Source organism: Zarconia sp. (genome assembly GCF_057467645.1).
In genome coordinates, this window is record NZ_JBRJXU010000006.1 from 93,612 (window position 1) to 109,628 (window position 16,017).

13 protein-coding genes are annotated in these 16,017 nt (G+C 52.1%); 9 read left to right on the plus strand and 4 right to left on the minus strand.

The window, feature by feature from the left end; translation table 11 throughout:
* Positions 1–43: 43 nt before the first annotated feature.
* The gene (locus AC2215_RS00645; RefSeq protein ID WP_486808010.1) at positions 44–2,062 is read right to left on the minus strand and encodes a GspE/PulE family protein; all 2,019 of its coding nucleotides are present in this window, start codon (positions 2,060–2,062) and stop codon (positions 44–46) included.
* Between the two features lie 524 nt (positions 2,063–2,586).
* Between AC2215_RS00645 and AC2215_RS00650 the strand changes: the two genes are divergently transcribed.
* The 8 genes from AC2215_RS00650 to AC2215_RS00685 all read left to right on the plus strand — a co-directional run bounded on the left by AC2215_RS00650 (position 2,587) and on the right by AC2215_RS00685 (position 10,892).
* On the plus strand, positions 2,587–2,730 hold the full coding sequence (locus tag AC2215_RS00650; protein WP_486808011.1) for a hypothetical protein: 144 nt from the start codon (positions 2,587–2,589) through the stop codon (positions 2,728–2,730).
* Between the two features lie 196 nt (positions 2,731–2,926).
* Complete coding sequence (grpE, locus tag AC2215_RS00655) at positions 2,927–3,634, plus strand: nucleotide exchange factor GrpE (protein ID WP_486808012.1); 708 nt, start codon at positions 2,927–2,929, stop codon at positions 3,632–3,634.
* Between the two features lie 174 nt (positions 3,635–3,808).
* Positions 3,809–5,947 carry a molecular chaperone DnaK gene (dnaK, locus tag AC2215_RS00660; protein ID WP_486808013.1) on the plus strand — a complete coding sequence of 713 codons (2,139 nt, stop codon included), beginning with the start codon at positions 3,809–3,811 and terminating at the stop codon, positions 5,945–5,947.
* 85 nt (positions 5,948–6,032) lie between these two features.
* The gene (gene dnaJ, locus AC2215_RS00665; RefSeq protein ID WP_486808014.1) at positions 6,033–7,163 is read left to right on the plus strand and encodes a molecular chaperone DnaJ; all 1,131 of its coding nucleotides are present in this window, start codon (positions 6,033–6,035) and stop codon (positions 7,161–7,163) included.
* A complete protein-coding gene (locus AC2215_RS00670) occupies positions 7,160–7,399 on the plus strand; it encodes a sulfurtransferase TusA family protein (RefSeq protein WP_486808015.1) in 240 nt (79 codons plus the stop codon). The genes dnaJ and AC2215_RS00670 overlap by 4 nt, the downstream gene beginning before the upstream one ends.
* Positions 7,396–8,490, plus strand: coding sequence for a small ribosomal subunit biogenesis GTPase RsgA (rsgA, locus tag AC2215_RS00675; RefSeq protein ID WP_486808016.1), 1,095 nt, complete (start codon positions 7,396–7,398; stop codon positions 8,488–8,490). Before AC2215_RS00670 ends, rsgA begins: the two co-directional genes overlap by 4 nt.
* Positions 8,491–8,721: 231 nt before the next feature.
* Positions 8,722–9,798 (plus strand): tRNA dihydrouridine(20/20a) synthase DusA, encoded by a 1,077-nt coding sequence (gene dusA / locus AC2215_RS00680; protein ID WP_486808017.1) that lies wholly within the window; start codon positions 8,722–8,724, stop codon positions 9,796–9,798.
* Positions 9,799–9,854: 56 nt separating this feature from the next.
* Entirely contained in the window at positions 9,855–10,892 is a 1,038-nt protein-coding gene (locus AC2215_RS00685; protein ID WP_486808018.1) for a glutathione S-transferase family protein, read from the plus strand.
* Between the two features lie 82 nt (positions 10,893–10,974).
* On the opposite strand, the gene AC2215_RS00690 is transcribed toward AC2215_RS00685, so the two are convergent.
* Positions 10,975–13,074: a right-handed parallel beta-helix repeat-containing protein gene (locus AC2215_RS00690; protein WP_486808019.1), complete on the minus strand. Its 2,100-nt coding sequence runs from the start codon at positions 13,072–13,074 to the stop codon at positions 10,975–10,977.
* Positions 13,075–13,431: 357 nt separating this feature from the next.
* Between AC2215_RS00690 and AC2215_RS00695 the strand changes: the two genes are divergently transcribed.
* Complete coding sequence (locus AC2215_RS00695; RefSeq protein WP_486808020.1) at positions 13,432–14,886, plus strand: phosphoglucomutase/phosphomannomutase family protein; 1,455 nt, start codon at positions 13,432–13,434, stop codon at positions 14,884–14,886.
* Between the two features lie 316 nt (positions 14,887–15,202).
* Here AC2215_RS00695 and AC2215_RS00700 read toward each other — a convergent pair whose 3' ends face one another.
* Both AC2215_RS00700 and AC2215_RS00705 read right to left on the minus strand, forming a co-directional pair.
* Complete coding sequence (locus AC2215_RS00700) at positions 15,203–15,598, minus strand: DUF6228 family protein (protein WP_486808021.1); 396 nt, start codon at positions 15,596–15,598, stop codon at positions 15,203–15,205.
* Positions 15,599–15,606: 8 nt separating this feature from the next.
* On the minus strand, positions 15,607–15,798 hold the full coding sequence (locus AC2215_RS00705; protein ID WP_486808022.1) for a hypothetical protein: 192 nt from the start codon (positions 15,796–15,798) through the stop codon (positions 15,607–15,609).
* Positions 15,799–16,017 lie beyond the last annotated feature (219 nt).

The following is a 16,017-nucleotide window of genomic DNA, read 5'->3' on the forward strand; positions in this document are numbered from 1 at the left end:
TATGTGGGGCACAGTTTGGATTTTTCCCCAGACCTTGCGGGTTCTAGTCTTGGAAGCGTGGTGTCAGACAGTAGGGACAATCCATCCACTCCGGTTCGACGGCCGCTCCGCAGGTCGAACAGGTGAGCGAACTCTTTCGCTTGGCTTTGAGTTCGGCTTCCAAACCGGAATCGGTGAAGGTCACCCGTTCGACTTCTTCAAAGGTAGTATGACCTTGACGCACGAGGTCGAGACTGTAAGCAAGGAGAGTTTTCATGCCCTGCTCTACGGCTTTTTCGCTGATTCGCTCCGTGGGCGCGCCTTGGTTGATTAAAGCGGCGAGTTCCTCAGAGTTTTGTAGGAACTCGTAGACCCCTACCCGTCCTTTATAGCCCACACCGGCGCATTTCTCGCACAGTTGACCGCTTTCGGCGAGGGCTTTGCGCTCGCTGGGGGGAATGGTGTTGGCTTTGTAAAATTCTGCATTCACCGCACCGGATGTTGACATCCCAAAGCGGTTGAGTTCGTCGGCGGTGGGGGTATAGGCAATGCGGCATTCGCTGCAAACCCGTCGCATCAATCGCTGAGCGAGTACCCCGAGCAGAGCCCCGGAGACCATGAACGGTTCGACCCCCATTTCATCCAAACGGGCGATCGCACCGGCGGCATCGTTGGTATGGAGGGTGGTAAGCACTAAGTGACCGGTCAAGGCCGCTTCGATCGCCGTTTTTGCTGTTTCCTTATCCCGCGTTTCTCCCACCAGAATGATATCCGGGTCTTGCCGCAGGAACGCCCGCAGAATATTGGCAAAGGTCAAATCTTTTTCTCGAATCACCTGACATTGGGTAATTCCGGGTAAAGCATATTCGATCGGGTCTTCGGCGGTACTGATATTCACCCCCGGATCGTTCCGTTCGGCGAGCACCGAATACAACGTCGTCGATTTACCCGAACCCGTGGGTCCAGTCACCAGAATCAATCCGAAGGGACGACTGGCGATATCGCGCACTTTTTCTAGGGTTTCTTCATCGGTAATCAGCTTATCTAAACCCAGCTGGGTGGAAGAGTTATCCAGAATCCGCAGGACGATTTTCTCGCCGTAGCGGCTGGGGAGACAGTTGACTCGGAAATCCACCGTGCGCCCTTGGAATACCCGCCGAATTCGACCGTCTTGGGCTTGCCGGCGTTCGGCAATATCCATATCGGCAATGATTTTGAAGCGGGAGGTAATCGCCGGAATGATATTCTTGGGCAGTCGGGGAAACGGCTCTTGGAGAACGCCGTCTTTACGCATCCGAATTTGCAAGAATTCTTCTTGGGGTTCGACGTGAATGTCGGACACGCCTTCCGACAGTGCCTTTCGTAAAATTTTATTAACAGTATTGACAATTGGTTGAGAGTCTGCATCGTTCTCTCCATCGAGATCCATTGCCTCTGCGGGGGCTTCCTCTAGATCCCCTTCTCCGTCGGCAAACTGAGCGAAAGCATCGGCACCGATCGCATTTTTCTCGTCCTGTTTTTGAGCGGCGATCGCGGCTTCCTTGCGCTCTTGCTCGTCCAAGCACAATGAAATTAGCTTTTGGTAATCGTCTGGTGCGATGACGCGACGTTGAAGGTGCAATCCCGACGATCGCAAAATCCGTTTCAACTCATCCTGGGCTTCCAAATTTTCCGGTTCCACCATTGCCACCACCATCGAGGGTAGCTCGTCTTGCTGGCGGGTAATGGGGACGAAACGGTAGCGACGACAACTATCGAGAGGAATTAACTCCATCAACGGACTCAGTTGAGCGAGTGTGAGTTCGTCAATTTCGGGATCGAAGGCTTCCACCCCGTGGAGTAACTTCAACTCGAATAACTGCTGTTTCTTATACTGGCGAACCAGTTCGGGAGGCAGTTGCTGACCCGTCAGACTTTCAATAATATCGGTGAGGGGACGGCCCGATTTCCGGCTTTCTTCTTGGGCCTGAAGCATTTGCTCGGGGGTGATGTGACCGCCCTGAATCAACTTGTTACCAAATGGCGAAAAGTTGGTCTGGACGACTAAAGCGCGGCGATTTTGGCCTAATCTTGAGAAGGTCATGGCGGGTTTTGCTTATCTCCGTATCGAGTCGTTGTAGATGCGTCGGGAGTCAGGGACGAAACGCACCGGGGTTCGCTTTGGCTGGCGCGAAGGCGACTGGCTCTATTAGACAGCTTAACGATGCAATTGATGCAGCTTGCGATCGAGAGCCAAAAAGTGTTGTTTGAATCTTTGGTTTGGGAGTTTTATTCCATGATTTTAACAACCAATGTCTAGAATTCCTCGCTACCCCCGAAGCCTACAAGTACCGATGTGACCCCTGTTTCAGTTTGATGTGCTTAAAAGCGGTGGCGCGACGGTTTTTCTTGGGTATTGATGTCGATCGTAACTAACCCGATGAGATCGAGCGAGTTCGGTTTGCCCAAGTATAAGCTACTCGCGGCGGTATCGGATCCGCGCTCTTTAAATTCCCCACTCCTCCCCATCTCCCCATCATTTATTTAGACGAAAGACGGGCAATCTCCCTGAGGCTTGTTTTTGAAGCGGGCTTTAATGAAATTAATATCGATCGAGGCGATCGATTCGTGACAACCGCTCCGATGGCAGTCTGCTATTTGGGTAAGTTCGATCGGCATCAAACCAACAATCCTACGAGTCCCAACAAAACTCTCAACCCGAAAGTAACATTCGATCGCTGGGATTCCCAAAATCCCATTGACGGACATTGACATGACTCAATGGTGACTCGCGAGTCCTCTAACTCAGTCCTAATTTTGGCTTGCTCGGATTTAGAAGACCGCAAAATGGTATTGGGAAATAGAAGATCGGGAAAATAACCCGCAGGTCAATCCGCTCCGGCTCAAAGAATGTCATGATAGAAAAGAGTAAGTTTAGCGATGACGGCAACCGGATAGTTGGATACAAATGATGGATGAGGAAAAGCAACTCGAAAATTCCCCAAAGTCAAACTCGGCAGAAGAATCCCCAGCCGCTGGTGAAACGGTAGCCCAAACCGATGCCGACTCGGCAGCGACGGATACTGCCGCCGATGTCGTTCTCGACCCCCTAGAAGTAGAAGCGGCAGAAGCCGCAGCCCAGGTCAAGGCAAAAGACGATCGAGCGACCCTCGAAGCCGAGCAAGCCGCCAGAGCCAAAATCGAAGCCGAAAAAGATGAAATTAAAAGCCAATACGCTCGTTTGGCCGCTGACTTCGATAACTATCGCAAGCGAACCCAAAAAGAAAAAGAGGAATTAAAGGAGCAAGCTCAGTGCTCCGCCATCGAAGAGCTATTGCCCGTGGTGGATAACTTCGAGCGGGCCCGATCGCAAATCAAACCCCAAAACGATGGCGAGATGGCCATCCACAAGAGCTATCAAGGGGTTTACAAACAAATGGTCGACTGCCTCAAAAAACTCGGTGTCGCGCCCATGCGTCCGGAAGGAGAACCCTTCGATCCCAACTTCCACGAAGCCGTCATGCGAGAAGAAACTGACGAGTACGAGGAAGGTACGGTGATTGAAGAACTCATGCGAGGATATGTCATGGGAGAGCGAGTTTTGCGCCATGCCATGGTCAAAGTCTCCACGGCAGCCGAATCCTCCGATTCATCAGATGAGTCCGAGAACTCGTAAGCGTCATCGAAAATCGTCGATCGGGGGTTGAGGATGAGAGTGCGGCAAGCCGTATCCCTTCAAGCCAAACAACTTTCGATCGAGTGCTAAGATGTTCCGTAAGAATTCCCCGAAAAACTTCGGGGAACGTGTTAACAGGCTTAAATTCGCAAAGTCACACCCACCAATAACGCTATGGGAAAAGTCATTGGTATCGACCTAGGAACAACCAACAGTTGCGTGGCTGTTCTAGAGGGCGGCAAACCCATTGTGATTACGAACTCCGAGGGCGGGAGAACCACCCCGAGTATGGTGGGTTTTGGGAAATCAGGGGAGCGCCTCGTCGGTCAACTGGCCAAGCGACAAGCTGTTACAAACGCAGAAAATACGGTCTTCAGTATTAAGCGCTTTATCGGTCGTCGATGGGAAGATACGGAAGAAGAGCGCAGCCGAGTCCCCTACAACTGCATCACCGGTCGAGATAATACCGTCGATGTCAAAATTCGCGGACGCACCCATACGCCCCAAGAAATTTCGGCAATGATTTTGCAAAAGCTCAAGCAAGATGCAGAAGCATACCTGGGTGAGTCCGTTTTTCAAGCGGTGATTACCGTGCCGGCATACTTCACCGACGCACAGCGGCAAGCCACCAAAGACGCGGGAACCATTGCCGGACTCGAAGTGTTGCGAATCGTCAACGAACCGACGGCGGCTGCCCTTTCTTACGGCTTAGACAAACAGGATTGCGATCAGACTATCCTCGTCTTCGATTTGGGCGGGGGAACCTTCGACGTATCGGTACTTCAGTTAGGGGATGGCATTTTTGAAGTTAAAGCCACCTCCGGCAACAACCACCTCGGGGGAGATGACTTCGACAACGTCATCGTGCGCTGGATCGTCGATGCTTTTCGGGAAACGGAAGGCATTGACCTGTCCGTTGATAAGATGGCCTTGCAACGCATCCGGGAAGCAGCAGAAAAGGCGAAAATTGAACTGTCGGGAGCGAACTCCACTAGCATTAACCTGCCATTTATCACTGCCGACGAAACCGGTCCCAAACATATCGATCTCAAATTGAGTCGATCGGAATTCGAGACATTAGCCAAGCCGTTAATTGACGGTACAATCGAACCGGTGGTGCAATCCCTCGCCGATGCGAGTTTGGAACCGAGCGATATCGATCGCATCATTATCGTGGGGGGGTCGACCCGCATCCCAGCCGTCCAGAAAGCTATCAGCGATTACTTTGGCGGAAAAGTACCCGATCGCTCCGTGAATCCGGATGAAGCGGTGGCCACCGGGGCGGCCATTCAGGCCGGTGTACTGGGTGGAGAAGTTCGAGATGTATTGCTGCTCGACGTGACTCCTCTATCCTTGGGTATCGAGACCTTGGGGGAAGTGTTTACCAAAATTATCGATCGCAATACCACCATTCCCACGAGTAAGTCCCAAATGTTCTCCACGGCCACGGACGGACAAACCTCAGTAGAAGTCCACGTTCTCCAAGGAGAGCGAGCGATGGCCCGAGATAATAAAAGCTTGGGGAAATTCCTTCTCATGGGCATTCCCCCCGCCCCTCGCGGCATTCCTCAAATTGAAGTGTCCTTCGATATCGATGCCAACGGAATTCTCAAAGTTTCTGCCCGAGATAAAGGCACTGGGCGAGAGCAAAGCATTCAAATTAGCAATACCGGCGGATTGAGTTCCGAAGAAATCGAACGGATGCGTCAGGAAGCCGAACTCTTTGCCGACGAAGACTCCCAGCAGCGAGAACTGGTGGAACTGACCAACCAAGCCGAAAGTCTGTTCTACAATTACCAGCAAACCCTCGAACACAACGCCGCATTAGTCGGTGAAGCGTTGAGGAGCGAGGTGGACGAAAAAGCACAATTGCTCGAAGCTGCTCTCAATAATCCATCTGCAAGTCTCGAAGAAGTCAAGCAGTGTCTCGAAGCATTCCAGAAAGGATTATTTTCGATCGGTTCTGCCGTCTACCAACAATCTAATCCCGATTTGGCTAATCCCGATTTGGCAAGCTCGGAACCCGCACCGAGTGCGGCACCCCCAAGTGCCCAAGAGCTCGAACTGAGTCTATCTCCGGAGGACCTGTCCGAGAATGGAGAGGTCGAGGATTCCTTCGATCTAGATCCCGACGATCTCGCCCGAGGGGATGACAACTTCGACTTACTCTCCCCGTCGAAAAAAGCCGCTCCCCCACCCTCCGCCCAAACTCCCTCTAAATCAACAGCGGGGGGCGAGTTCGATCCGTTTAACGCACCTGCGTCCCAAGGGTCGTCCTCGGAAGAAGATGATGGGAGTAATCCATTCGTCTAGCAACAATCTCAACTCCCAGCGACGGGTTGTCCCGTTGTTGATTCGATGAATACCCTGCGTTCCTTACTATTGACAGCAACACGCTATGGCCGGTGACTATTACGAAACTTTAGGTGTCTCCCGTTCTGCGGATAAAGACGAAATTAAACGCGCTTACCGTCGTTTGGCTCGTAAGTATCATCCTGATGTCAATAAAGAAGCGGGAGCCGAGGAGCGCTTTAAAGAAATTAATCGCGCCTATGAAGTCCTCTCGGAACCCGAACTGCGATCGCGCTACGATCGCTTCGGAGAACGGGGGGTAAGTTCTGGAGCCGCCGGTGCTGGTGGATTCCAGGACTTTAACGATATGAGCGGCTTTGCCGATATCTTTGAAAGTTTCTTCGGGGGATTCGGCGGGGGTACCGCTCAAACCTCTCGCCGGCGCAGCGGTCCGGTGCGCGGGGACGATTTGCGCTTGGACTTGAAATTAGATTTTCGCGAAGCGGTATTTGGCGGCGAAAAAGAAATTCGCATCTCTCACCTCGAAACCTGCGAAGTCTGCGAAGGCACTGGTGCTAAGCCGGGAACGCGCCCCCAAACTTGCTCCACCTGTAGTGGGTCGGGTCAAGTGCGTCGCGCCACCCGCACCCCCTTCGGTAGCTTCACCCAAGTCTCGGTCTGTCCCACCTGTAACGGCACCGGTCAAGTCATCGCCGATAAATGTACCGCTTGCGGTGGAAAAGGTCAAAAACAGGAAACGAAAAAGCTCAAAATTACCATTCCTGCTGGGGTGGATAACGGAACGCGCTTGCGAGTCTCCGGTGAAGGGGATGCAGGATCGCGAAAAGGACCGGCGGGAGATTTATACGTTTACCTGTTCGTGAAAGAGGATTCCGAATTTCAGCGGGATGGGATTAATATTCTCTCGGAAATTACCATCAGTTACTTACAGGCGATTTTAGGGTGTAAGTTGCCGGTGAATACCGTGGATGGGGAAGTGGAGTTAACGGTGCCGGCCGGGACGCAACCGGGAACGGTTGTGACGATGGAAAATCGGGGCGTGCCTCGGTTGGGAAACCCCGTGAGTCGGGGCGATCATTTAATTACCATCGAAATCGATATTCCCACCAAACTCACTGCCGAAGAGCGGGAGTTGTTGGAGAAACTGGCAGCCATTAAAGGCGATCGCATTGGCAAAGGCGGTGTAGAAGGATTTTTGGGGGGATTGTTTAAATGAACCCCGATCGAAAACTCGATTTGCGGGGAACTCCCTGCCCGATTAATTTTGTCCGGACCAAACTTCAACTCGAACAGATGCATCCCGGTCAGTTGCTAGAAGTGTGGCTCGATCCCGGAGAACCCATCGAGCAGGTTCCCGATAGTTTGGTCATGGCGGGCTACGCGATCGAGAAACTCGAAGATCGCGATGAGTTTTTTGCCCTGCTGGTTCAAAAACCGACATTGACGGCATGAGCGATCGAGAAATGGCGATCGACCCACAGACGATCGCCCCCCTAGAAGGAACGGTATTGGCAGTGCAAGCGAACTTCTATCAAGTTCAGCTCGACCCCAAGCATCCCGATATCCCCCACGAGGTCTCCCCCTTTCTGCTATGTACCCGCCGCAGCCGATTGAAAAAAATCGGTCAGAAAGTGATGGTGGGCGATCGAGCCATCGTCGAAGAACCGGATTGGGAAGGGGGACGGGGGGCGATTTCCCAAGTGCGGCCCCGAAAGAGCGAACTCGATCGTCCTCCCATCGCCAACGTCGATCGAATTCTGCTGGTGTTTGCCCCGATCGATCCGCCTTTAGAACCCTATCAACTCAGCCGATTTTTGGTCAAAGCCGAATCCACGGGTTTGGAAGTGGGCTTGTGTTTGAATAAAATAGACTTAGTCGCTCCCGAGGTGGTAGACCGGTGGTGCCATCGGCTGCAACAATGGGGATACGATCCGCAACCCATTAGCGCAAGTACTGGGGAAGGATTAACAAAACTCAGCCGTCAGTTTGCCGATAAGATTACTGTGGTTTCCGGACCCTCCGGCGTGGGAAAATCCAGTTTAATCGATCGCCTGATCCCCTCAGTGTGCTTGCGAACGGCACCGGTTTCGGGCAAACTCGGTCGGGGTCGCCATACCACCCGCCACGTCGAATTGTTCGAGCTGCCCGATGGCGGGTTGCTCGCAGATACCCCCGGTTTCAACCAACCCGACTTCTCCTGCGAACCCTCCAAATTCGCCAGTTACTTTCCCGAGGCACGAGCGTTGCTGAGTCGCGGACGCTGTCAGTTTAGTAATTGCTTGCACCGAGATGAACCCAATTGTGTTGTCGCTGGAGACTGGGAACGCTACGAACATTATTTAGATTTTGTAAACGAAGCGATTTCCCGGCAGGAAATGTTGCAACAATTAGGAGAGAAAGAATCGAACTTCAAACGAAAAATGACCGGAGCTGGGAAATCGGAATACGAACCCAAGCTGGCTTCCAAGAAATATCGCCGCCAATCTCGGCGTTGGCAGCATCAAAATCTGCAAGAATTGTGTGAAGACCTAGAAGAGGTCTAGCGGGGCTGTTTTTTTCGAGAGTGTAGCCTGATGGCTAGAGTTTCTGTATCTGCGAAAAATCTGAAATTGAGTTTGTTCTTTGTCCGCTCCGAGCCGGAATTGCGAAAAAATTTTGCCAGCGAGCCTCGTCGGTTTGGAAACGCAAACCACTGGGTTTCGATCGCCCCTTGAAGTCCAGCTCGAACAGCCGTTTATCTGTCTTACTCACCTAGCGAACGATTGTTGAAACACATGACGATGTCAAGCACCGCAGTCATCTCGAATTCCCTGCGTACCTTCGCCCAACTCCCCGATGGGGGCAATCCGTTGAGCGTGGCACCGATGATGGATCGTACCGATCGCCACTTTCGCTATTTCATGCGTCAGATTACCCGTCGCACCCTGCTGTATACAGAAATGATTACCACTGGGGCGATTCTCCACGGCAATCGCGCTAAACTTTTGGGCTTCACGCCCCAAGAAAAACCCCTCGCCCTCCAAATCGGCGGCGACGATCCTGCCGAACTCGCCGAATGCGCCCGAGTGGCTCAAGGACTCGGATACGACCAAATCGATCTCAACGTGGGTTGTCCGAGCGATCGAGTGCAAAACGGTAACTTTGGTGCCTGTTTAATGGCGCAACCGGAACGGGTGGCAAAAGCTATCGTTGCCATGCAAAAAGCCGTCGAGATTCCTGTGAGCGTCAAGCACCGCATCGGTATCGACGATCGAGATGACTACGAAGACATGGCAAATTTCGTCCGTATCGTCTCCGAAGCCGGCTGCGAGCGATTTACCGTCCACGCGCGTAAAGCTTGGTTGCAAGGTCTCAGCCCCAAAGAAAACCGAGAAATCCCCCCCCTGCGCTACGAAGACGTGCATCGCCTCAAACAGGACTTTCCCCACCTCTTCATTCAAATTAACGGCGGTTTTACCAGTTTGGAACAAGCCCAAGCCCAGTACGAACTCGTGGATGCGGTGATGATCGGGCGGGCGGCCTACGATAACCCCTACCTGTTTGCCACGGCCGATCGCGACATCTACGGGGAAAAAACAACCCCTCTCACCCGCGAGCAAGTCGCCGAGTCCATGTTCGATTATTGCGATCGCTGGACGGCTAACGGGTTCAAGTTGCATAGTATCACCCGGCATATGCTGCAACTGTTTGCCGGAGTACCGGGAACGAAAGCCTGGAAACGATATTTGAGCGAGAATGCCAATCGTCCGGGGGCTGATTCTCGGGTGATTGCCGAAGCACTCGATCGGGTTCGCCAATGCCAAGCAGAGGACGCTGCTTTTAGCGATCGCCTTCAAGCAACCAGTTGTTAGATTTGAGGGCTTTTGGAGGAAGGAGAACCGCAATCGATCAAACTCGTAAAATATCTATGACCGAATCAACCCCTCCTCCAATCCCAAAAAAAGGCAAATCCCTGCCATCGAAATACATCATTAAACTGGGCAAATTTGTCTGGACGACGATGTGGCAGACGATGATGTCGCAAATGGCCCCCCGTAGCAAGTCGGGAGAGTATCTACGTCCCCAGAGTCAGTTTCGGAACTCGATCTCGACTGAAACGGGGAATGCCTATCCCCCGGCTGCCGGACGCTATCAGCTAGTGGTGGGGATGGGATGTCCGTGGGCGCATCGGACGTTAGTGGTGCGCACCCTTAAAGGGTTGGAAGAGACGATCGCCGTAGAACGGGTATCGCCATCGCCGGATGAGGGATTTTGGATATTCGATCGCCCCTTTGAGGGGTGTCGGACGTTGCCCGAACTCTACCAACTCGCTCAACCCGGATACAGCGGGCGCTGCACGGTTCCGGTACTGTGGGATAGTCAAAACAAGGCGATTGTAAATAACGAGAGTGCGGAAATTATCGAGATTCTGAACGCCCAATTCAACGAGTTCGCCCAAAATCGGGAACTGGATTTGTCTCCCATCTCGTTGCAACCAGAAATCGATCGCTGGAACGAGAAGATCTACCATACCGTCAATAACGGCGTGTATCGCTGCGGGTTCGCTCAAACTCAGGTAGCCTACGATCGCGCTTGTACCGAACTATTTGCCACCCTCGACGAAATTGATGGGGTATTGGCCGCGAAACGATATTTATGTGGCAATGGCGTTACCCTGGCGGACGTGCGACTGTTTACCACCCTGTTCCGGTTCGATATCGTCTATTATGGACTCTTCAAATGCAATCGTCGCCGCATTCAGGATTACCAGCATTTGGGGGGGTACCTGCGGGATTTGTACCAACTTCCCGGTATAACCGACACGTGCGATCTCGATAGCGTTAAACGAGACTACTACGGCAATCTCTTTCCCCTCAATCCGGGGGGGATTATTCCCTCCGGACCAGATCTTGCCAATTTGATGGAACCCCACGGACGGGAATTTGTGGGGAAAGGATATTTTTGAGCTTCCATGCCCGTTTCCCGACACCCGTAAACCCCACGCCCCACCGTCACCGGAAACGGTTTGATCCCAAACTGACGTTGCTTTACCCAAACAGCGTTGTCGGATCGACATCCGTCGCCATGAGGGCGGTTCCTTCGGCAATGAAGTTGCCAGACAAGTCGAGTGCGCTCACCCCCGCCGAGGCACTCGCCACTGCATTAGGACCGAAGATATTGCCGGTAATCGTTACCTGCGTCCCTTCAGCGATCGTCGTTCCCGTGGCAAACAGCAGCGAAGCCGTACCCTCTGTGGTGTAACCGCTGACGGTATTATTGGTGATGCTCAAACCAGGTACATCCCCATCAGTCACAGTGATGCCGCCATCGGTATTGGCAATTCCCGCCCCATCGCTGCCAGAAATCCCATTCCCCATCACCGAGACGTTGGTGGAGGTGGAACTGCTGCCAACTTCGATGCCCGACCCCCCCGCAGCAGGGGTGTTGATGGTGTTATTTTCGATCGTAACTCCCGTAACTGAATCGACGGCAATGCCATCCACACTCGCACTTGCTGTTTCTAGGGTAATCGTATTATTGGCGATCGTGCCGGTATCCAGATTGCGGACGCTAACGGCCGTTTCTGTTATGGTGCTGAAAACGTTATTTTGAATGGTGAGGTTCGATCCGGTCCCGTTGATACCCGAACCCATTAACTCCAAGCCATCAATCGTGACATCGGCAACCCCAACGATGTTAATTCCCCCTGTGAGGATGGCTTCATCGCCTCGTTCTTCCCCTTCCGCCGGGCCGCCAGCATTGGGACCGACGAGTTTCACCGGATTGTTGAGATTCAGGGTTTCGCTGTAGGTTCCCGGTGCGATCCGAATCGTATCTTGAGCCTCCCCAGCGCTGATATCGGTATCGTTGCCAATCTCTGCATCGCCGATGGCTTGGTTGACTCTGGCGTAAACGCGGATGGTTCCCGCTTCGGGATCTTGCCCGTCGGCGGCGGCATTCACCGTCACGTCGAGGAAACTCACCCCCTCGGCATCCAGGGCTGTCGCCCCAGCATCGGAGAGGGAAAGCTGTCCCATTTCGTCGATGGTGAAGGCATTTTCTACCGCAGCCCCGGTACTATCTATCGTCGCTGTAATATTAAAACTCGTCGCCCCAGTGGCGGTAATCTCACCGATAACTCCAGCGGTATCGGCAACTAGGAGTTCCGCTCCTTGGAGGCGAGGGAGCGTACTTTCGCCGCTGCCACTTCCGGAATCTCCACCTCCAGGTAAATCGGTAGGAACGTTAAAACTTTCGGCGGTAATGGTAGTAACGGGAACTCCCAGCAGAACGGCAAGTAACTGCCCTTCGGTGGTACTAATAATTGTATCGTTGATGTTAAAGCCCGTGCCCTGCGCGATGTCGAGATTGGCGAACTGCAAACCACCGCCGAGTTGTAAGAAGTCTTCGTTGGCTCTATAGTCGGTAATGATATCCGCACTGCCGATGTCTTCGATAATCACAAAGACATCGCCGCCAAGTTCACCCGTGAGGGTGTCGTTGCCCAAGTCACCGAGAAGTCGATCGTTACCGTCGCCACCGATAATCAGGTCTTGTCCCTCTCCCCCTTGCAAGGTATCCGAACCCTGGCCGCCGCCGACAGTATCGTCTCCAAGGTCGCCAAATAGGGAATCATCGCCAAGATTTCCAGCCACGAAATCATTTTCGATACCGCCAAACATGGTATCGTTTCCCTGGCCGCCAAATAGGACATCCGCTCCCCCATTTCCATAGACAGTGTCATCTCCTTGGTTGGCAAATAAAACATCGTTTCCCAAGTCGCCAAACAGGAGATCGTTTTCGGAATCTCCCATCACCGTGTCATCACCTTGTCCGGCAAATAGGGAGTCATCTCCTTCCCCACCAGCTAAAAAGTCATTACCAGCATTACCGAAAAGGAAATCGTTTCCCGCCTCCCCGGCAATATTATCTGGTTCAGTTTCTCCGGACACAGTATCATCTCCCTGTCCGCCGAAGAGAATATCGATTCCCGAGCCGCCAAATATTAAATCTCCATCGGCATTTCCTGATAGAAAGTCGTTGCCTTCCATACCATCTAGAACATCAATTCCACCTAAGGCAAGAACCGTATCATCCCCGATCGTTCCTGGGAAAAAATTAGCATCTGGGGTCAGAATGGTGGTCATGAAAAACTCCTCCGGAAGCGTTTAGGTGAAAATACAGTTGACTTAATAAAAAAGTAAAGCTAAAAGCCGATATTTAATACCCAATGAAACCGCCTGATTGGTGATGAAAAGAACATCGACCGATCGCATTGCAGCTACTAAGCAAGAATTAGGTTGCTAAACTATGGGTAGCATTTCAAGTATTGCCACCGAAATCTGAATTTGTCGATCTCGATCGACGGGTGGCGATGGATGGCTGCAACGCTCAATAGTTGTAGCACAAAATTTGGCAGGGTTTGCGAAAATATCCACTGACTGTTGGCTAGTTTACGATAAACATTAAGCCGACAACCCGAAACAACCAAGGCAACATCGACTATGGCTCAACCTTCTTCTATTTCTACAGCCACGAATCCCATCAAATTCGGGACTGATGGCTGGCGCGGCACGATCGCCGCTGACTTTACCTTCGAGCGCGTGGCTCGCGTCGCCCCAATTGCGGCTGGGGTGCTCGCCCAGATGTACGGCGATACGGGAAGCAATACGGTGATTGTGGGGTACGATCGCCGCTTTATGGCCGAAGATTTTGCCCGCGTTGCTGCTGAAGCGATTCAAAAGGCAGGATTTGACGTATTGCTCTCCCAAGGTTACGCCTCCACCCCGGCATTTAGTTGGGCGGCCCACCACCGTCAAGCCTTGGGGGCGATCGTGATGACGGCCAGCCACAATCCCGCTCAGTATTTGGGGTTAAAAGTTAAGGGAGCCTTTGGCGGTTCGGTGTCTCCCGACGTGACGAAGAAAATCGAAGCGCAACTGGAAGCGGGAGTAGAACCTACCGCCGAGAAACCCGGTTCTTTGGAGATGTTCGATCCCTGGCCGGAGTTCTGTGCCGACTTGCGGACGAAGGTGGATATCGAAGCGATTCGATCGGCGATTTCGGAGGGCAAACTGAGCGTCTTTGCCGATGTGATGCACGGTGCAGCGGCTGGGGGATTGGAGAAAATCCTCGAAACCGCGATTGACGAAATTAACAGCGATCGCGATCCGCTCTTTGGTGGCGGCGCGCCGGAACCCCTGCCTCGCTACTTAAATGAGTTGTTCGAGAAAACTCGCGATCGCAGCCGCAGCCACGGCGGATTAGTCGTGGGGTTAGTCTTTGATGGAGATGGCGATCGAATTGCCGCCACAGACGGCGAGGGAAACTTCCTCAGCTCGCAAATTTTGATTCCGATTCTGATCGAACATTTATGCCAACGCCGGGGGTTTAAAGGGGAACTCGTAAAAACTGTCAGCGGCTCGGATCTGATGCCTCGAGTGGCCGAACTTTACGATTTACCGGTGTTTGAAACGCCGGTGGGGTATAAGTATATTGCCGATCGAATGCTGTCGTCGGATGTCTTGCTCGGTGGGGAAGAATCCGGCGGCATCGGCTACAATACCCACATTCCCGAGCGAGATGCTCTCCTTTCGGCGCTATACGTTCTCGAGGCGGTGGTGAAATCCGGGCAAGATTTGAGCGTCTTGTATCGGCAGTTGCAGGAAAAAACGGGATTTACCTCGGCTTACGATCGCATCGATTTGCCCTTAGCGAATATGGACGTGCGGGCGAAATTGCTCGATCGCCTGGAATCACAACCGCTGCTGGAAGTAGCTGGGGAAGCCGTGACGAACTGTTCCACCGCTGATGGGTACAAATTCCGCCTTGCCAATGACAGTTGGTTGCTGATTCGGTTTAGCGGCACCGAACCGGTATTGCGCCTGTACTCAGAAGCACCGAATATCGAGTGCGTTCGGAAAAACTTAGCCTGGGCGAAAGATTGGGCGAATCGCTAAATGCGAGTTGGGGAGAATGGGGGAGATGGCGAACTTCAAACATCTATCTCCTCTCCTCAATATCGAGTCGAAACGTGCATTGAGTAGAGTTTGGCGAATGAAGTTGTTTCTGATTTTGTAAATCTTCCAGTTTATTTTGAAACTTGGGTAGCTCCACAAACACCATCTTTAGCTCATTTTCCCGAGCGAAAAAATGTTCTTCCTCTTCTTGAAAGTATAAACTCGCGATCGCTTTCTCCGTTGAAGGAAAGAGTTGAAAATTTAAGGGAGAGATCTAGCAGAAAGTCTTGCCATTGTCCAAAGTTGAAATTGAGCGTTACATCCCCGCAAACAACCTTCTTACTTCATATGCGATTTGTTCGATTTTTCCAGCTTCAACCTCTAGATTGAACTGTACAGACCAGAATTCAGGAGCATCACATCTTCCCAACTGAGCTGAGATTGTAATATGTCCTAATTTGTCTGAAGTACAGGAGAGACTAAAGTCATCTTCGAGCGCATCCCAAGTTTTCACGCCTTCCCAGCCTTTCCAGTTTTCTGCCATTTCTAAAAATACATGAGTTAACCGATCGTAGTTGCCGGTATAAACCCAAACTCGATGCGATGCATTCATCGAGTGACTTGAAAATGTAACTGTAAAGTATTCATTGCTAACATCTGAAAATTCTAGCTTGGCTCCTGTGTTTGCAGACTTAATTGTTACTTTAGACATTAAAATATTTAGCCTACAAATCCTCCCTGTACCAACCCTAGCCCTGCCATACCTGCTATCACCTTCAACGTTGGGTCAAATTGACCCCAGTCAGATTGGCTTTGAGCAAATTCGGCTTTGAGCAAATGAGCCTGGGTCAAATCCGCTCCGGCGAGCACGGCTTGGTTGAGTTTGCCTCGGGATAAGCCGATGCTAGCCAAAGTCGCACCGGCTAAAGATGCGCCCAGAAGATCGACCCCAGTAAAATCGCGCTTGCCATCGGCGTAACCCTTGAGAAGTTCGCTGCGATCGATAGGGGTTCACAAGTAATAAGTTGAAAGTAATAAGTAATAAGTTTAACCGGTGCTTAAGATCGGAGGATGCAACAAACGAATTGGGTCGGAATTATTTCTTCACGAACTCAGAGGTGCACGTTCCGT